This is a genomic window from Pseudomonas corni (assembly GCF_057128765.1).
Genome location: NZ_JBSKHW010000002.1, coordinates 489,614 through 506,741, shown reverse-complemented (window position 1 = coordinate 506,741; position 17,128 = coordinate 489,614). Strand labels below are relative to the sequence as shown.

The window sequence follows — 17,128 nt, the reverse complement described above, 5'->3', positions numbered from 1 at the left end:
CGGCCGGGGTCGTTCAGTGCCAATCAATCAGTGACGCTTGCGGTTGCTGATCAGGGTGCCCACACCGGTATCGGTGAAGATCTCCAGCAGCACTGCGTTTGGCACCCGGCCGTCAATGATGTGCGACGTTGTGACACCACCTTGAACCGCCTCCAGCGCGCATTTGATCTTCGGCAGCATGCCACCGTAGATCGTGCCGTCGGCAATCAGGCCGTTGACCTGTTCAGTGGTAAGCCCGGTCAACACTTCGCCGTTTTTGTCCATCAAGCCTGCGATGTTGGTTAGCAGCATCAGCTTTTCGGCTTTCAAGGCTTCGGCGACTTTGCCTGCAACCAGGTCGGCGTTGATGTTGTAAGACTCGCCATCGGCGCCTACGCCAATCGGCGCGATAACCGGGATGAAGTCGCCTTTGACCAGCATGTTCAGCAAGTCGGTATTGATGCCGACCACTTCACCCACCTGGCCGATATCGATGATTTCCGGCTTGGTCATCTCCGGGGTCTGGCGTGTCACGGTCAGGCGCTTGGCCCGGATCAGATTGGCGTCCTTGCCGGTCAGGCCGATGGCGCTGCCGCCATGGCGGTTGATCAGGTTCACGATCTCTTTGTTGACCTGGCCGCCCAGCACCATCTCAACGACGTCCATGGTCTGAGCGTCAGTGACGCGCATCCCGTCGATGAAGTGGCTCTCGATAGAAAGGCGCTTGAGCAGATCGCCGATCTGCGGGCCGCCGCCGTGGACGACCACCGGGTTGATGCCTACAGCTTTCATCAACACGATGTCGCGCGCAAAGCCTGTCTTCAGCTCCTCGCTCTCCATGGCGTTGCCGCCGTATTTGATGACCAATGTCTTGCCGACAAAACGTCGGATATAAGGCAGCGCTTCGGAGAGGACCTTGGCGGCATTAGTCGCGGCATCACGTTCGAGGGTCATTTGGGCTCCACTCAAAAAATTTGATCAAAAAGGAAGGTCGAGGTCCGGTGCGACTTTTTTCAGCTCAGCGTGGAACACGTCCTTGATGCGCTGCAATTCTTCTTCTGTTTCAGCTTCGAAGCGTAATACCAGCACTGGCGTGGTATTGGAAGCTCGAACCAGGCCCCAGCCCTTCGGATAGTCGACACGTACGCCGTCGATAGTGGTCAGCTTGGCATCGCCCCACTGCGCGTCTTTCTCGAGCGCCTGGATGATGGTGAACTTGGTGACGTCGGTCACCTTGACGTTGATTTCAGGCGTCGAAATATCGTTCGGGAAAGTTTCAAACAGGTCGTCCGCGCTCTGCGATTCCTGGCTGAGAATTTCCAGCAGGCGTGCCGCGCTGTAGATGCCGTCGTCGAAACCGAACCAGCGCTCCTTGAAAAAGATATGGCCGCTCATTTCGCCAGCCAATAGGGCGCCGGTTCTCTTCATTTCTTTTTTGATCAAGGAATGACCGGTTTTCCACATGACCGGACGACCGCCATGCTCGCGGATCAGAGGCGTCAGGCGGCGGGTGCATTTGACGTCGAAAATGATGTCAGCGCCGGGATTGCGTTTCAGAACATCCAGGGCAAACAGCATCAGCAGGCGGTCAGGGTAGACCACGTTGCCCTTGTTGGTCACAACACCCACTCGGTCGCCGTCGCCGTCGAATGCCAGGCCCAGATCGGCGCCGGTTTCATTGACCTTGGCGATCAGATCCTGAAGGTTTTCAAGCTTGCCCGGATCCGGATGATGGTTCGGGAAGTTGCCGTCGACTTCAGCGAACAGCGAAATCACTTCGCAGCCCAGCGCTTCAATCAGTTGGGGCGCGATGACGCCAGCCGCGCCGTTGCCGCAATCCACCACGACTTTGAGTCTGCGCGCCAGGACGATGTCGTCTTTGATTTGCGTGAAGTAGCGATCGAGAATATTGACCTGGGTGATACTGCCTTTTGTGGCGGGCAGGTTGTTGCTCTTGATTCGGTCGTGAATGGCCTGGATTTGCTCGTTGGCGAGGGTATCGCCAGCGATGACGATCTTGAAACCGTTGTAGTCCTTGGGGTTATGGCTGCCGGTCAGCATCACACCGGTTTTACCCGCGAGCACGTTTGCGGCGTAGTAAAGAGCGGGTGTAGGCACCAGACCGACGTCGCTGACGTGGCAGCCTGCGTCATGCAGCCCTTGAATCAATTGCTGTACCAGCTCCGGGCCTGAAAGGCGACCGTCGCGGCCCACGGAAACGTTGGGTTCACCTTGTTCGATGCTTTGAGCGCCGATGGCACGGCCAATCCAGTAGGCTGTTTCAGCGCTCAACGTATCCCCGACCACACCGCGAATGTCGTACGCGCGGAAGATGCTGTCAGGAAATTGCGGGGCGGTGGAGGCTGTGCTGTTCATGGCTTGAGGGTGCTCCGATCTCATGAAGTCCAGATTTTCGTCGAGAATGTCGATGTCCAGAATGTCGGTGTCTTGAAACAGCGGGCCGGAAGGCTCGGTGTGTTTTGCATCGATTGCCGATGGGGTATCGCTGCCAGTCAGAAAACCGTTCGATGCTGTCGAGTCGCTGGGGTGCGCTGTGGCCGTTGAGGCCGCGGGCTGGTTGCGCAGCGAGAATCTGGCCAGGGTCTGGGCCAGTCCATTCAGGGCCGGCAAGCTCAAACCGAAGGATTTGACGGCTTTTCCACCGGAGAGTTCTTGGATGAGCTGATCCAGCTGCCTGGCGTCCCCGGCGACCCGGCGTTTAAAGGCGCTTTCATTCAGATAGAGACCCAACAACATGCCGCCCAGCGCAACCAGCGCGGCCAGAATCAGCATCCAGTACGCCGGCGATGCGTGCAGAGCTGGTCCGGGAGTGAACTGCAGCTTCCAGTTGGCGAATCCGGTGTCAAAGCCCTGCGGCTGGCTACCATCGCCTTGCCCTCGGGACAGGAATGGCTGCGCAGCGGCAGTGCCGAATTGCTGGCTTAGCTCAATCTGTCCGACATTATCGGGGATTTGCGGCAAAGCATTAAGCAGGCGCTGGGGTGAAAAGGCGAGCAGCAACGTACCCAGAACGGGCGCGTCTGGGGCGGACCGCAGGGGAGCGGCACTGTAGATCAGCCACGCGTCGCCCACTTTTCGTGCTTCAGGTGCAGGAGCTTCGCCTTTGGTGGCCTTGCTGAGCATGTCCAGAGTAGCGAAGTTGACGGGCAAGGCGCGCTGATTATCGACCTCATTGAAGCCAGGCGGGATAAGACGTGAGCCCACCACGCCATCACGAAACCTCAGCGAGGTCTGAGCATTGGCAATGCGGGCTGGATCGTTACTTTGCAGGGTCTGAGACAGGGCAGCATCCTGACCGGCGGCCATGGTGTCGGCGCGGATTTGTTGCAGTGCTTTGTTGACCGCGCCAGCCTGCGCGCTGCCCCACGCCTGGGCCAGTTGATCATGCTGTTGCGGTTGGCTCAGCAGGCCAAGCCATACCAGAATCGCAGCGGCAATCAGTCCGATGACCGAAGGCATCAGGCCAGGCGTGGACAAGCTCAGATTGGAATCCTTGCCCGGAACTTCAGTGCTATCCGTACGAGCGGACGCCTTCGCGCTGCGCTTGATGCCTTTCACCTGAACTCTCCCTGCTCAACTGACCCTGAATCGATTTGAAGGTCGCCGTGTCATTAGCGGCGGCGAACACTGCTCAAATACTGCAATTGGCTGCTCAGCCCGTCAGGCTCAGTGGCTTCCGGAGTGACCGAAACCGCCCGCGCCGCGTTGGCTTTCATCGAAGGCTTCCACCAGTTCGAAATGAGCTTGCACCACGGGGACCAGGACCAACTGTGCAAGGCGTTCGCCGATGGCGATGTTGAAAGCAGTCTGGCCACGGTTCCAGCACGAGACCATCAGTTCGCCCTGGTAGTCAGAGTCGATCAGGCCGACCAGATTGCCCAGCACGATGCCGTGTTTGTGGCCCAGCCCCGAGCGCGGAAGAATCAGTGCAGCAAGGCCTGGATCGCCGATGTAGATCGACAGGCCGGTTGGGATCAGCAGCGTTTGACCGGGCTCCAGAACCGTATCCTCTTTGAGCATGGCGCGCAGATCGAGTCCGGCAGAACCGGGGGTGGCGTAAGCGGGTAGTGGGAATTCGTTACCAATGCGGGGGTCGAGGATCTTGGCTTGTAGAGCATGCATACGTGATTAAACCTGGGTCATTCGTTCGGCGATAAAGGTCACCAGCTGGCGCGCGATCTTGGCCTTGCTGGTTTGGGCAAATAGCGTTTCGTGCAGCGCCCGGTCGATCACGCTGCAGGCATTCTCTTCGCTATTGAAGCCAATGCTGGGGTTGGCGACATCATTGGCGACGATCAGATCAAGGTTCTTGTCCTTGAGCTTGCGTGCAGCGTAATCGTGCAGGTGTTCGGTTTCGGCGGCAAAACCCACGCTAAAGGGGCGGTCGTTGCGCTGGGCGATCGTCGCGAGGATGTCCGGATTGCGGACCATCTGCAGCAACAGGCCGTCACCGTTCGTAGGGTCTTTCTTGAGCTTCTGTGGCGCGACGACTTCTGGACGGTAGTCGGCAACCGCAGCGGAGGCGATGAACAAATCGCATGGCATTGCAGCTTCGCAAGCGGCGAGCATGTCTCGGGCGCTGACAACGTCGATTCGGGACACCCGATCAGGCGTCTGCAAATGAACGGGGCCTGTAATCAGCGTCACTCGCGCACCGGCTTCGGCGGCGGCCTGGGCCAATGCAAACCCCATCTTTCCGGAACTATGATTGGTGATGTATCGCACCGGATCGATGTTTTCCTGGGTCGGCCCAGCGGTAATCAACACGTGCTTGCCAGTCAGCGACAGACGCTGGAAGCAATCGGCGGCAGATTGCGCCAGATCATTGGGTTCGAGCATGCGGCCGTAACCTACGTCGCCACACGCCTGACTGCCACTGGCCGGACCGAACATGCGCAGACCGCGGTCTTCAAGCTGCTTGATGTTGGCCTGCACCGACGGATCGCGCCACATCGCTTGGTTCATGGCGGGGGCGACGGCGACGATGGCATCTGTGGCGAGCACCACGGTGGTCAACAAATCGTTGGCAATGCCTTGGGCCAGGCGGGCGAGCAAGTCGGCGGTGCCGGGCGCGATCAACACCATGTCGGCCCACTTCGCCAGTTCGATATGTCCCATGGCTGCCTCGGCGGCCGGGTCGAGCAAATCAATATGAACCGGATGCCCGGACAAAGCCTGCATGGTCAGCGGGGTAATGAACTCAGCGCCGCCCTTGGTCATGACGACGCGCACTTCGGCACCATGGTCGCGCAAGCGGCGGACCAACTCGGCACTCTTGTAGGCCGCAATGCCGCCGCCCACGCCGAGAACGATGCGTTTCCGATACAGCCGCTGCATAGGCCTGCCTTTTGGTCGAGTTAACACGCGGCAATCAAAACGCCTCCCCAGGCCTGATCGTCACGCAAAAAAGATGGGCTAAGATAGCACAGCGACCGCACGGGAACAGCGGCGCCCACACACATGGAGGTGCTATGAGTATTCGTGATTGGCCCGTGGCCGAACGCCCGCGAGAAAAGCTGCTTGAGCGGGGGGCCGCGAGCCTTTCGGACGCAGAATTACTGGCTATTTTTCTGCGGACTGGCGTGGCGGGGCGCAGTGCAGTTGATCTGGCCAGGCATCTGCTCAATCAGTTCGGTAGCCTGCGCGCCCTGCTTGATGCCAGTCTTAATACTTTCAGCAGCGAATTGGGCCTTGGACCTGCGAAATACGCTCAGTTGCAAGCCGTTATGGAGATGTCGCGCCGGCACATGGCCGAATCCCTCAAGCGCGACTCTGCCCTGCAAAATCCGCTTCAGGTGCGCAACTATCTCAAGGCATTGCTCAGGCACGAACCGCACGAGGTGTTTGGGTGCCTTTTCCTGGACAACAAGCACCGGGTGTTGACCTTCGAGGTATTGTTTTACGGATCAATCAACACCGCGCAGGTCTACCCCCGTCAAGTGGTCAAGCGGGCCTTGGCCAACAACGCCGCCAGCCTGATCCTCTGCCATAACCACCCCTCCGGCATCACCGACGCCAGTCAGGCAGACCTGAAACTGACGCAGCGCCTGAAGGAGGCGCTGGCGCTGGTTGACGTTTCAGTGCTGGATCACCTGATCATTGGGGACGGTGATCCACTGTCAATGGCGGAAAGTGGGTTGATGTAGCGCAGCCTTATTTGACCGTCACCTTCGAAAAATCCTGCCGCCCGAACGGGCTGACCGAATAACCCACGACGCTTTTACGGGTCAGTGCGGCGGCAGTTGGATGCGCCAACGGCAGCCACAGCGCCTGCTGCTGGATCACTGCCTGGGCCTGATGATAGATCTTGCTGCGCTTGTCTTGATCGCTGGTGGTCTTGCCTTCGCTGATCAGCTTGTCCAGATCGGCATTGCAGAAGCGCGCAAAGTTGGTTCCTGATTTCACGGCCGCGCATGAGAATTGCGGCGTCAAGAAGTTATCAGGATCACCGTTATCCCCGGCCCAGCCCATGAACAGCAGGTCGTGTTCACCGGCCTTGGCGCGGCGAATCAGTTCACCCCATTCGATCACTTTGATTTCGGCTTTTATGCCTACTTTTGCCAGATCTGCTTGCAGCAGCTGTGCGCCCAGATTGGGGTTTGGATTCAATGTGCTGCCGGTCGGTCGTGTCCAGATCGTTGTGCTGAACCCGTCCTTCAAGCCTGCTTTGGCCAGCAGCTCCTTGGCCTTGGCGACGTCGAGCTTATAGCCCGGCAGGTCGCTGGCGTAACCCCAGGTGTTAGGCGGGAACGGACCGTTCGCGGCTTTGGCGGAGTCTTCGAACACCGCTTTCAGGTAGGTCGCTTTATCAAACGCCAGGTTAATCGCCTGGCGCACTTCGGGCTTGTCCAGCGGCGGGTGCTGGCTGTTGATGGCCAGGAAGGCGGTCATGAATGCGTCAGTCTTTTCGACTTTCAACGCAGGGTCTTTACTGGCCTCGGCGATGTCCAGAGGCTTGGGTGAAAGCGCTACCTGACATTCGTTTTGCTTGATCCGCTGCAGGCGAACGTTGGCATCCGGGGTGATCGCATAAATCAGTGCATCGACGCCTGGTTTACCAGCGAAGTAGTCCGCATTGGCCTCGTAACGTACGACCGCGTCTTTCTGGAAGCGCTTGAAGATAAACGGCCCTGTTCCGATCGGTTGGCTGTTTAGCTTTTCCGGCGTGCCCGCTTTCATGAGCTGTGCCATGTACTCAGAAGAATAAATCGAGGCGAAGCCCATGCTGAGCGTTGCCAGGAAAGTCGCATCCGGGTGATCGAGGGTGAAGCGCACAGTGTTGGCATCCGGCGCCTCTATTTTCTTGATCAGCGCTGGCAACTGCATTGATTGCGCGTGTGGGAAGCCTTGTACGGCCACCTTATGCCAGGGGTTCGCCGGATCAAGCATGCGCTGGAAGCTGTACACCACATCATCGGCATTGAGCGTGCGAGTGGGTTTGAAATAGTCGGTGGAATGAAACTTCACACCGCTGCGCAGCTTGAAATCGTAGGTCAAACCGTCTGGCCAGACGGTCCAACTCTCGGCAAGGCTAGGCACAAGCTTGCGGGTGTCGGCGTCATAGTTCACCAGCCTGTTCATCAGCACGTCGGCAGAGGCGTTAGTGGTGGTCAACGAGTTGTACTGCACCACGTCAAATCCTTCTGGACTGGCTTCGGTGCAAACGCTCAGCGTTGTAGCGGCTTGGGCCATCACTGGAGCGAACAGGGGCGCAAGCAAAAAAGGCAATAAGGCGAGACGCATGGCGATGTTCCTGCTGATCAGTAGGGGCCATCTGCTGGCGCAGTCTGGTGAGGGAGTTACCCTAGACTATGCACTGGCGCAGAACAATCAGTCTGACGCGACGAGTGGTAGATTTGCGCTGCACCCATGGGGGCTGGCTCTGTCAGGCTAATTGCGCAGCGTTTTCTGTATTGAAAGCGTGATGGCTGTTGTTGCATTGGGGGGTTTCTGGTATAAAGCAGCGCTCTTTTCTAGGGGCCCGCTTCCTTCATCGTAGGTGTGGCCGGTAAGACCCCTGAAGAAACGCGGCGCCTGGCGCCAAATGACTGAGAGATTAAGCGGCCAACCCATGCCGGGTTGGGCATGTGGTTTTAGAGGGCTGAGGCATGTCGAGAGTCTGTCAAGTTACCGGTAAGGGTCCGGTGACTGGGAATAACATTTCCCACGCAAACAACAAAACCCGTCGTCGTTTCCTGCCAAACCTGCAGCATCACCGCTTCTGGGTTGAAGAAGAGAAACGTTTTGTACGTCTGCGCGTATCTGCTAAAGGCATGCGCATCATCGACAAGCGTGGCATTACAGTCGTTCTGGCTGAAATTCGCCGTGCTGGCGCTAAGGTCTAAGGGAGAGAATCATGCGTGAATTGATCCGTTTGGTGTCGACCGCTAACACCGGCCACTTCTACACCACTGACAAGAACAAGCGCACTACTCCGGACAAAATCGAAATTAAAAAATTCGATCCGGTTGTTCGTAAGCACGTGATCTACAAAGAAGCCAAAATCAAGTAACTGATTTTTGCCTCTTACGAAAAAGCCCGCAGCGATGCGGGCTTTTTTGTGGGTGACGTTTAGCGGTCAAGACTTCTGCTCAAACACCACATAGATTTTTCGGCATGCCTCCAGCACCTCCCAGGTGCCCGTAAACCCAGCCGGGATCACGAAACGATCACCTGCGCGCAAAGTTTTGGAATTGCCGTTTTCGTCACGCAAAACCGATACGCCTTGTACGATTTCGCAGTATTCGTGTTCGGTGTAACTGACTTTCCATTGGCCTGGTTCACCTTCCCAAACGCCCGCGCTCATTTGTCCGCAGGGGCTGTTGTAATGGTTGTACAGCGTTTGCTCAGGATCTCCCTTGAGGACCTTTTCGGCTGCCGGGCGATAGCGTTCGGCTTCGGTGCTGACAGCGCTGAAGTCGACGATGCTTTCGATACTCATGATTTCTCTGGCTCCTGGAGGATGCGATGGCGTTCAGCGTTGGAGGGGCAAGCCATATGATAGTGCCGCAGTAATGTGTTGAATAAAATGCACGAAGTGGCAGCGTTTTTGGGGTTTGTGTCCAATATATTGGAAATTACCCGGATGCTGGTTTAGGGTGGCAAATGCCTTTGGCCGATTCGGCACAACGTTTGGGCGAGTCCTGCGGCGCGGTTCATGTACGCCCGGGCGCGCCCTGATTCACAAGAGGAGGAATGTTTCATGACGACCCTGACTCATGCTGACTGGGAACAACGCGCCCAGGATTTGAAAATCGAAGGCCGTGCTTTCATCAACGGTGAATACACTGACGCAGCGGCTGGCGCCACGTTTGACTGCATTAGCCCGGTCGATGGCCGTTTTCTCGCCCACGTCGCCAGTTGTGATGCTGCCGACGCTCAGCGGGCTGTTGAAAACGCCCGCACTACCTTCAATTCTGGTGTCTGGTCGCGCTTGGCGCCGGTCAAGCGTAAAGCTGCGATGCTGCGTTTTGCTGCCCTCATCAAAGAAAACATCGAAGAACTGGCGCTGCTCGAAACCCTTGATATGGGCAAGCCGATCAGCGATTCCTACGGCATCGACATTCCGGGCTCCGCGCAAGCGTTGAGCTGGAGCGGCGAGGCCATCGACAAGATTTACGACGAAGTGGCCGCCACCCCGCACGACCAGCTGGGCCTCGTTACGCGTGAGCCAATCGGCGTCGTTGCTGCCATCGTGCCGTGGAATTTCCCGTTGCTGATGGCCTCCTGGAAACTGGGCCCTGCATTGTCTAGCGGCAACTCGGTCATCCTGAAGCCGTCGGAAAAATCCCCGCTGACTGCAATTCGTGTCGCGCAACTGGCGATTGAGGCAGGCATTCCGGCCGGCGTGCTCAACGTGCTGCCAGGCTACGGTCATACGGTTGGCAAAGCGCTGGCACTGCATATGGACGTGGACACTGCGGTGTTCACCGGTTCAACCAAAATCGCCAAGCAGCTGTTGATTTACTCAGGTGAATCGAACATGAAGCGCATCTGGCTCGAAGCTGGCGGCAAGAGCCCCAACATCGTATTCGCCGACGCGCCGGACCTTCAAGCCGCCGCTGAATCGGCCGCCAGCGCTATCGCGTTCAACCAGGGCGAAGTCTGTACTGCGGGTTCGCGATTGCTGGTCGAGCGTTCGATCAAAGATAAATTCCTGCCCATGGTGATCGAGGCGCTGAAAGCCTGGAAGCCAGGTAACCCGCTTGATCCGGCCACCAACGTGGGCGCATTGGTCGACACCCAGCAGATGAACACCGTGCTTTCGTACATCGAATCCGGCCATACCGACGGCGCGAAGCTGGTCGCGGGTGGCAAGCGGATCTTGCAGGAAACGGGCGGTACCTATGTCGAGCCGACGATTTTCGACGGTGTGACCAACGCCATGAAAATCGCCCAGGAAGAGATCTTCGGTCCGGTACTGTCGGTGTTGACCTTCGATACTGCCGAAGAGGCGATCCAGATTGCCAACGACACGCCTTATGGTCTCGCTGCTGCGGTATGGACGGCTGATCTGTCCAAGGCACACCTGACGGCCAAAGCGTTGCGTGCCGGTAGCGTGTGGGTCAACCAATACGACGGCGGCGACATGACTGCACCGTTTGGTGGATTCAAGCAGTCAGGTAATGGCCGCGACAAATCGCTGCATGCGTTCGACAAGTACACTGAACTGAAGGCGACCTGGATCAAGTTGTAAAAAGTCAGTGCGGCGGTATTAAACCTGTGGGAGCGGACTTGTCCGCGAATGCGAACGTACAGGCGATGATCATCCAGCGTCAGTCACGGCCTCTTCGCGGACGGGTCCGCTCCCACGGGATCTGACGACAGCAGTGACGCACAGCCGGGTTTTCCCACGAAAACCCGGCTGTTTTGTCTCTCTCCTTTAAAACCACAGGAGCGCAGTAATGCGTTGGGGTACGTATTTCGCCGTCCTGGCCTCAGTCTTGAGCGTCGGGTTGGCGCTGGGCGTCAGCATGCCGCTGGTGTCGTTGCGGCTTGAGGCGTGGGGTTACGGCGCGTTCGCCATCGGTGTCATGGCCGCGATGCCCGCTATTGGCGTATTGATGGGCGCCAGCTTGGCCAGTCGGCTAGCGGCCTGGCTGGGCACGCCAACGCTGATGCGCTTTTGTCTGTGGGGCGGCTCGATCTCGGTCGGATTGCTCGCGTTGCTGCCCAATTACTGGATCTGGCTGGTGCTGCGGCTGATGCTCGGAGTGATCCTGACCATTGTCTTCATCCTCGGTGAAAGCTGGATCAACCAACTGGTGATCGAACGCCTGCGCGGCAAGCTGGTTGCCCTGTATGGCAGCAGCTACGCCCTGAGTCAGCTGGCAGGTCCGATACTGCTCGGGTTCGTCGGCACTGACGCCGACTATGGTTTTTGGGTAGGAACGGCCCTGTTGGCGACGTCGCCATTGTTGCTGCTGGGACGTACGGGTGCGCCGAGCGCGCATTCAGCCAACGTTACGCTGGGAGATTTGTGGGGTTTTTGTGCGCGACTGCCCGCCATCGCGTGGGCCATCGCGCTGTTCGCCGGGTTTGAGGCGATGATTCTGACGCTGCTGCCTGTGTATTGCCTGCAACAGGGCTTTACTCCGGAAATCGCTTTGGCGATGGTCAGCACGGTCGTGGTGGGCGATGCACTGCTGCAATTGCCCATCGGCGCGCTGGCCGATCGCGTGTCCCGACGCAAGCTGTTTTCCGGCTGTGCGCTGGCGCTGATGGTGGCGAGTTTGTTGATTCCGCTGCTGGTCAACACGCAGCTGATCTGGCCGCTATGGGTGCTGTTCGGTGCCAGCGCGGGCGGGTTATTCACCCTGTCGCTGATCCTGATTGGCGAGCGATATCGCGACGACGCGCTGGTCCGCGCCAATGCTCACGTCGCGCAACTGTGGGGCATTGGCTGCCTGCTCGGCCCGCTGCTGGCGGGGGCAGGGAGCCAGTGGATCAGCGGTCAGGCATTGCCGTTGCTGATGGCCGCGGGAGCATTGGGGCTGGTGATCCTTTCGCAACGTCGGCGCGCGTTTGGCGTTGAGCCGGTAGCCGCCTAAAGCATGCGCTCAAGGCCTACGGTCGTGGCGAACCAGGCATTGAAGCGCCGCCACCAGTCACCGGGCTCCTGGTAGATCGTATGAATCTTGCCGTTGTCTTCAGTCACCCACACCACGCGATCATTCTCCAGCTTGGCCTCATAGCTGGTCGCCGGGGACATACCCTGTAGCGCCAGCTCGCGCAGGTATTGAGTGAGTTCCGGGCTGTCCACCAGCACGCCGACTTCGGTGTTCCACAGCACCGAGCGCGGATCGAAATTGAACGAGCCGACGAAGACCTTCTGCCGGTCAAAGATCATCGCCTTGCTGTGCAGACTTGAATCCGAACCTCCGGTGAACGAACCCTTTTTGAAGAACTTCGGTCCGCTTCCGCCGGAGTTCCCCACATCGCCGGGCTGTCGACGCAGCTCGAACAGCTTCACGCCGTGGGCCAGCAATGCCTTGCGATACGGCGCATAGCCGCCATGCACGGCGGGCACGTCGGTGGCTTCCAGCGAGTTTGTCAGCAGGCTGACCGCCACACCTTTATCCGACAGCCCTGTCAGGTAAACCAAGCCTTGTTGCCCCGGCACGAAGTAAGCCGAGATCAACATCAACTCCCGATGCACGCCCAACAGATCAGGCGCCAGTTGCGTGGTCAGCAACAAGTGCGGATCAGGTTCGCCTTGCGATAGCACTTTGGTCGGCGCGTCCCACAGCGCCTGGTTGTGGGCCCAGATCAGTTCGTTGAGCCAAGTCTTCATGCGTGGATGGTCCTTGTAGGCCATCAATCGCTCATACAGCGCCTTGTTGTGCTCGTGGGATTGCTCCAGCGATTCGGCCAGACGTTTCCGGGCTTCTGTCAGATCCTTTGCGTCAGGCCGCCACGACACGAAATTGTCGATGGGAGTGCTCAGCCTGCTGTTCCAGTACTGATCGAAGCTGTGACCCAGTTGCTCGGCCACGGGCCCGACGCTGAGCATGTCGATGTCGGTGAAGTTCAGATTCGGCTCGGCATCAAAATATTCGTCGCCCAGATTTCGTCCGCCGACGATGGCCACCGCGCTATCGGCCAGCCACAATTTGTTGTGCATGCGCCGGTGTTGCAGCGACAGGTCAAACAAGCGCCCCAGACTGCGTGTGGCGCCTGTACTGCGGCCCAGGTTGAGCGGATTGAACAAGCGAATCTGAATGTTGGGATGGGCGGCGAGGGTAGCGATGACCTGATCCAGACCATCACTGGTGGTGTCATCCAGCAGGATGCGCACGCGCACGCCGCGATCGGCTGCTTTGAGCAGTTCGTCCACTAGCGCCCGGGTGCTGAGCCCGTCATGCACGATGTAGTACTGCAGATCCAGGCTGGTCTTGGCGTTGCGGATCAGCTCGGCGCGGGCCATGAAGGCTTCTGTGCTGTTGGGCAGCAAGCGAAAGCCTGACTTCCCCTCATAGGGTTTGGCCTGCGCCATGATCGAACGACCAAATGACGAATCTGCCGCAGGCAGTGCCTGAGTCGGCACGCCAGCAGGCGGGGTGTGGGCGCATCCGCTGACGCAGAGGGCACAGAACAGCAAGTAGGGCGTGGCCCATTTATAGGTCAACGGATTCGTCCAGAAGTCACATCACGGCGATATGACAGCATCTGGCCGGAAAAAGTTAACCACTGGTCAATCCGTTTGCATCATTAGTTTCGAGACCGCTGCTCCGACCTTGCGCACTGCGTCCTCGATCTGGGGGGTAGGCTTGGCTGCGAAGTTCATGCGCAGGCAGTTTCTGTATTTGCCGGATGCTGAAAATATGCTGCCGACCGCAATCTGTACGCCTTGGCCTTGCAACGCGCGATTCAGTCGCAGGGAATCAAATGTGTCCGGTAGTTCGATCCACAACATGAAGCCGCCCTGTGGACGACTGACCCGCGTGCTCTCAGGAAAGTAGCGGGTAACCCAGTCCGTCATCTGATCGCGGCTGCGCTGGTACTGGGCGCGCATTCGGCGCATGTGCGGCTCGTAATGACCGTCTTTGAGAAATTCGGCAATCGCCAGTTGCGGCTGGGTCGCGGTGGAGCCGGTGCTGATGTATTTCATGTGCAGCGCGCGGTCCAGATACCGTCCCGGCGCCACCCAGCCAACGCGCAATCCTGGCGCCAGTGTTTTCGAGAACGAACTGCACAGCAGGACGCGGCCATCTTCGTCGAAGGATTTGATCGTGCGCGGCCGTGGGTAGGTGTAGGCAATATCGCCGTATACATCGTCTTCGATGATCGCCACGTCATAGCGCTGTGCGAGGGTGAGCAGCGCGCGCTTGCGCTCCTCCGGCATGATGTATCCCAGCGGGTTGTTGCAATTGGGGGTCAACTGTATGGCCTTGATCGGCCACTGCTCCAAGGCAAGTTCGAGCGCTTCGATGCTGATGCCGGTGATGGGGTCAGTAGGGATTTCCAGGGCTTTCATGCCAAGGCCTTTAAGCGCTTGCATCGCTCCATGAAAGCTTGGTGAATCCACGGCCACGATATCCCCCGGCTGGCAGACAGAGCGGATGCTCACGGATAACGCTTCCTGCGCGCCAGTGGTAATCACCAGATCCTCTGGTCCCACGTTGGTCCCTGAATCCAGAAGCAAGCGCGCGACCTGATCACGCAGGACTTGAGTGCCGTAGATGTTGTCGTAATACAGCCCCGGCATGTCCATGCGCCGACTGATCTTGCCCAGCGCTTGCGTCAAGGGGCGCAGCGTCGGGCTGGTGATGTCTGGCATGCCGCGTGCGAACTGTATGACGTCAGGGTTGGGCGTGGCGCTTGCCAATTCCAGGACCTGGTCCCACTGGGAAATATCAACAGGCCTTTGTGCCGGGCGTCCTACCACCGGAAGGGCCGGAGCCCTGCGCCCGGCAGGAACGAAATACCCTGATTTTGGCTTGGGGGAGGCCAGCCCGTTGTCTTCCAGCAGCCGATACGCCTGCTGCACCGTGCTTAGGCTGACACCGTGTTCAATGCTCAACGCCCGCACTGACGGCAAGCGATCTCCAGGGCGATAAAAGCCGTTCTCAATGCGCGAGCCGAGCAGATCAGCGAGGTTGACGTACAGGGTCATGGCGACCTCCCAGTAATCTTTCTATGGTTCAGCCAATACAGATGGCGCCAAAATACACCATTCAGCGCTCAGTTGGCGTCATCTGTATGAAAAATATTCCTGTTTTTTGAGTCTGTAATGGTTTTGCGTTGGCGCCCATCATGAAGCCACATGAAAACATGAACACATGATGAGGTGCAGGAACATGAACGGGTTGAGCGATGTGCGGTTAGCGCTTTACGGCCAGGAGCTGGTAGACGGGCAGGCTCGCTCGGTGAAGACGAGCTACCCGCGCAACCTCAGCCGCTGGGCACTGTTTCAGCATCGGCGAGCGACACGCCAGGCGCTGCTGAGCTTGAACGCCGATCAGTTGAAAGACGTTGGCCTGACCGCAGAGCAAGCGCGGGAAGAGGGGCTGAAGCCGTTTTGGAGGGAGTAAGTCCGTAGGAGCGCGCTTGCCCGCGATTGGGATTTGCCTGCGACAGGGTTCTCGCCGGTCACACCGCAATCGCGGGCAAGCGCGCTCCTACATTGAGTCTCAAGCGCTACCTATCTTTTGACCGGATGCAGACTCGTGGGAGCGGACCTGTCCGCGAATGCGTCAGCACAGCCGAAATAAATCTGCCTGGTGTAATGGTCTCTTCGCGGGCAAGCGCGCTCCTACAGCAGTTTTGCTTCAGCGCAATTCCTTCAACCGATGCCACAACATCCCTAGCGCCAACAACGGCGAGCGCAGATGTTTGCCGCCGGGGAAGTTCATGTGCGGGACTTTGTTGAACAGTTCAAAGCCGCCGCTGTGCTGGCCACTGATGGCCTCGGCCAACAATTTACCGGCCAGGTGCGTCGCGTTCAGACCGTGGCCCGCATAGGCCTGGGCGTAGAAGACATTGGGATGATCCTTCAGCCGTCCGATCTGTGGCAGGCGGTTGGCGCCAATGCCGATCATGCCCCCCCATTGGTAATCAATCTTCACCCCGGCCAGTTGCGGGAAAACCTTGAGCATCTTCGGCGTCATGTAGCCCGCGATGTCCTGCGGGTCGCGGCCGGAGTAATGACACGCCCCCCCAAATAACAGCCGCCGATCCGCCGAGAGCCGAAAGTAATCCACGGCTACTTGTTGATCACACACCGCCGTGTTGCGCGGCAAAAGCTGATGCGCCTGCTCTTCGCTCAAGGGTTCGGTGGCGATGATGTAGCTACCTGCGGGCAATACCTTGCCGCTGAGTTGGTGGTCCAGATCATTGAGATAGGCGTTGCATCCCAGCACCAGAGTTTTGGCGCGGACGGAGCCCTGCGCTGTGTGAACGCGGACCTCGGCGCCGTATTCCATTCGAATCACCGGCGAGTGCTCAAAAATCTGCACGCCGAGGGATCTGGCAACTGCCGCTTCGCCCAATGCCAGGTTCAGCGGATGCAAGTGCCCTGAGCCCATGTCGATCATGCCACCGGCGTAGTTGTCCGAGCCGATGACGCTGGGCATTTCCTCCTTGCTCAGCAGCTGCAACGAATGCCGATAGCCCAGGCTGCGCAGCTCTTCGGCGTCCTCGGCAAAATGTGCCAGTTCGCGCGGCTTGTTCGCCAGATCGCAATAACCCCAAGTCAGATCACACTCGATGGCGTATCGCTCGACCCGCTGGCGCACGATTTCCACCGCTTCGAGCCCCATCACTTTGAGCTGGTGAACTCCTTCATCGCCGATGACATTCTTGAAACGCTCGACACCATGACCAACGCCGCGAATCAACTGCCCGCCATTGCGACCGCTAGCGCCCCAACCAATCTTCCGGGCTTCCAATAACACAACGCTCAACCCGCGCTCCGCCAGTTCAATGGCTGTGTTCAGCCCGGAAAAACCGCCGCCCACGATGCAGACATCTGCAGTGAGATTGCCTGCCAAGGCCGAATGATCGGGCTGCGGGTGGCTCGTGGCGGCGTAATACGAAGCGGCGTGCTCGGTGTCGGCGGGGCGCTGAACGCGGGCGTTCATGTGGTTTATCCCAAGAGTTGTGTTTTAAAAATTTTACGGAGGGTAGC

15 protein-coding genes are annotated in these 17,128 nt (G+C 58.5%); 6 read left to right on the top strand and 9 right to left on the bottom strand.

What is annotated here, in order from left to right; genetic code table 11:
- Positions 1-27: 27 nt before the first annotated feature.
- From argB to coaBC, 4 genes are all read right to left on the bottom strand, one after another.
- Positions 28-933 carry an acetylglutamate kinase gene (gene argB, locus ACWKV9_RS06010; protein ID WP_483835164.1) on the bottom strand — a complete coding sequence of 302 codons (906 nt, stop codon included), beginning with the start codon at positions 931-933 and terminating at the stop codon, positions 28-30.
- Positions 934-957: 24 nt separating this feature from the next.
- Positions 958-3,558, bottom strand: coding sequence for a phosphomannomutase/phosphoglucomutase (locus ACWKV9_RS06005; RefSeq protein ID WP_483835163.1), 2,601 nt, complete (start codon positions 3,556-3,558; stop codon positions 958-960).
- A 108-nt stretch (positions 3,559-3,666) separates the two neighbouring features.
- Positions 3,667-4,122 (bottom strand): dUTP diphosphatase, encoded by a 456-nt coding sequence (dut, locus tag ACWKV9_RS06000; protein WP_483835162.1) that lies wholly within the window; start codon positions 4,120-4,122, stop codon positions 3,667-3,669.
- Positions 4,123-4,128: 6 nt separating this feature from the next.
- Positions 4,129-5,337: a bifunctional phosphopantothenoylcysteine decarboxylase/phosphopantothenate--cysteine ligase CoaBC gene (gene coaBC / locus ACWKV9_RS05995; RefSeq protein ID WP_483835161.1), complete on the bottom strand. Its 1,209-nt coding sequence runs from the start codon at positions 5,335-5,337 to the stop codon at positions 4,129-4,131.
- Positions 5,338-5,471: 134 nt separating this feature from the next.
- Between coaBC and radC the strand changes: the two genes are divergently transcribed.
- Positions 5,472-6,146, top strand: a complete 675-nt coding sequence (gene radC, locus ACWKV9_RS05990) for a RadC family protein (protein ID WP_483835160.1) — start codon at positions 5,472-5,474, stop codon at positions 6,144-6,146.
- A gap of 7 nt (positions 6,147-6,153) precedes the next feature.
- On the opposite strand, the gene ACWKV9_RS05985 is transcribed toward radC, so the two are convergent.
- A complete protein-coding gene (locus ACWKV9_RS05985) occupies positions 6,154-7,743 on the bottom strand; it encodes an ABC transporter substrate-binding protein (protein ID WP_483835159.1) in 1,590 nt (529 codons plus the stop codon).
- A gap of 365 nt (positions 7,744-8,108) precedes the next feature.
- Here ACWKV9_RS05985 and rpmB point away from each other — a divergent pair, with 365 nt between their 5' ends.
- Entirely contained in the window at positions 8,109-8,345 is a 237-nt protein-coding gene (gene rpmB / locus ACWKV9_RS05980) for a 50S ribosomal protein L28 (RefSeq protein ID WP_037016669.1), read from the top strand.
- An 11-nt stretch (positions 8,346-8,356) separates the two neighbouring features.
- Positions 8,357-8,512, top strand: coding sequence for a 50S ribosomal protein L33 (rpmG, locus tag ACWKV9_RS05975; RefSeq protein ID WP_010225867.1), 156 nt, complete (start codon positions 8,357-8,359; stop codon positions 8,510-8,512).
- A gap of 66 nt (positions 8,513-8,578) precedes the next feature.
- Here the strand turns inward: rpmG and ACWKV9_RS05970 are convergent, their stop codons facing one another.
- The gene (locus ACWKV9_RS05970; RefSeq protein WP_483835158.1) at positions 8,579-8,941 is read right to left on the bottom strand and encodes a cupin domain-containing protein; all 363 of its coding nucleotides are present in this window, start codon (positions 8,939-8,941) and stop codon (positions 8,579-8,581) included.
- A 261-nt stretch (positions 8,942-9,202) separates the two neighbouring features.
- On the opposite strand from ACWKV9_RS05970, the gene ACWKV9_RS05965 reads away from it, so the two are divergent.
- Complete coding sequence (locus ACWKV9_RS05965) at positions 9,203-10,696, top strand: aldehyde dehydrogenase (protein WP_483835157.1); 1,494 nt, start codon at positions 9,203-9,205, stop codon at positions 10,694-10,696.
- A gap of 208 nt (positions 10,697-10,904) precedes the next feature.
- The gene (locus ACWKV9_RS05960; RefSeq protein WP_483835156.1) at positions 10,905-12,050 is read left to right on the top strand and encodes an MFS transporter; all 1,146 of its coding nucleotides are present in this window, start codon (positions 10,905-10,907) and stop codon (positions 12,048-12,050) included.
- Here ACWKV9_RS05960 and ACWKV9_RS05955 read toward each other — a convergent pair.
- Together ACWKV9_RS05955 and ACWKV9_RS05950 are read right to left on the bottom strand one after the other, a co-directional pair.
- Positions 12,047-13,627: a phospholipase D family protein gene (locus tag ACWKV9_RS05955; protein WP_483835155.1), complete on the bottom strand. Its 1,581-nt coding sequence runs from the start codon at positions 13,625-13,627 to the stop codon at positions 12,047-12,049. The two genes, ACWKV9_RS05960 and ACWKV9_RS05955, sit on opposite strands and share 4 nt — an antisense overlap.
- Before the next feature lie 66 nt (positions 13,628-13,693).
- The gene (locus ACWKV9_RS05950) at positions 13,694-15,115 is read right to left on the bottom strand and encodes an aminotransferase-like domain-containing protein (protein ID WP_483835154.1); all 1,422 of its coding nucleotides are present in this window, start codon (positions 15,113-15,115) and stop codon (positions 13,694-13,696) included.
- Positions 15,116-15,299: 184 nt separating this feature from the next.
- On the opposite strand from ACWKV9_RS05950, the gene ACWKV9_RS05945 reads away from it, so the two are divergent.
- The gene (locus ACWKV9_RS05945; protein ID WP_483835153.1) at positions 15,300-15,533 is read left to right on the top strand and encodes a DUF1127 domain-containing protein; all 234 of its coding nucleotides are present in this window, start codon (positions 15,300-15,302) and stop codon (positions 15,531-15,533) included.
- Positions 15,534-15,770: 237 nt separating this feature from the next.
- Here the strand turns inward: ACWKV9_RS05945 and ACWKV9_RS05940 are convergent, their stop codons facing one another.
- Positions 15,771-17,081 carry an NAD(P)/FAD-dependent oxidoreductase gene (locus tag ACWKV9_RS05940; RefSeq protein WP_483835152.1) on the bottom strand — a complete coding sequence of 437 codons (1,311 nt, stop codon included), beginning with the start codon at positions 17,079-17,081 and terminating at the stop codon, positions 15,771-15,773.
- Positions 17,082-17,128 lie beyond the last annotated feature (47 nt).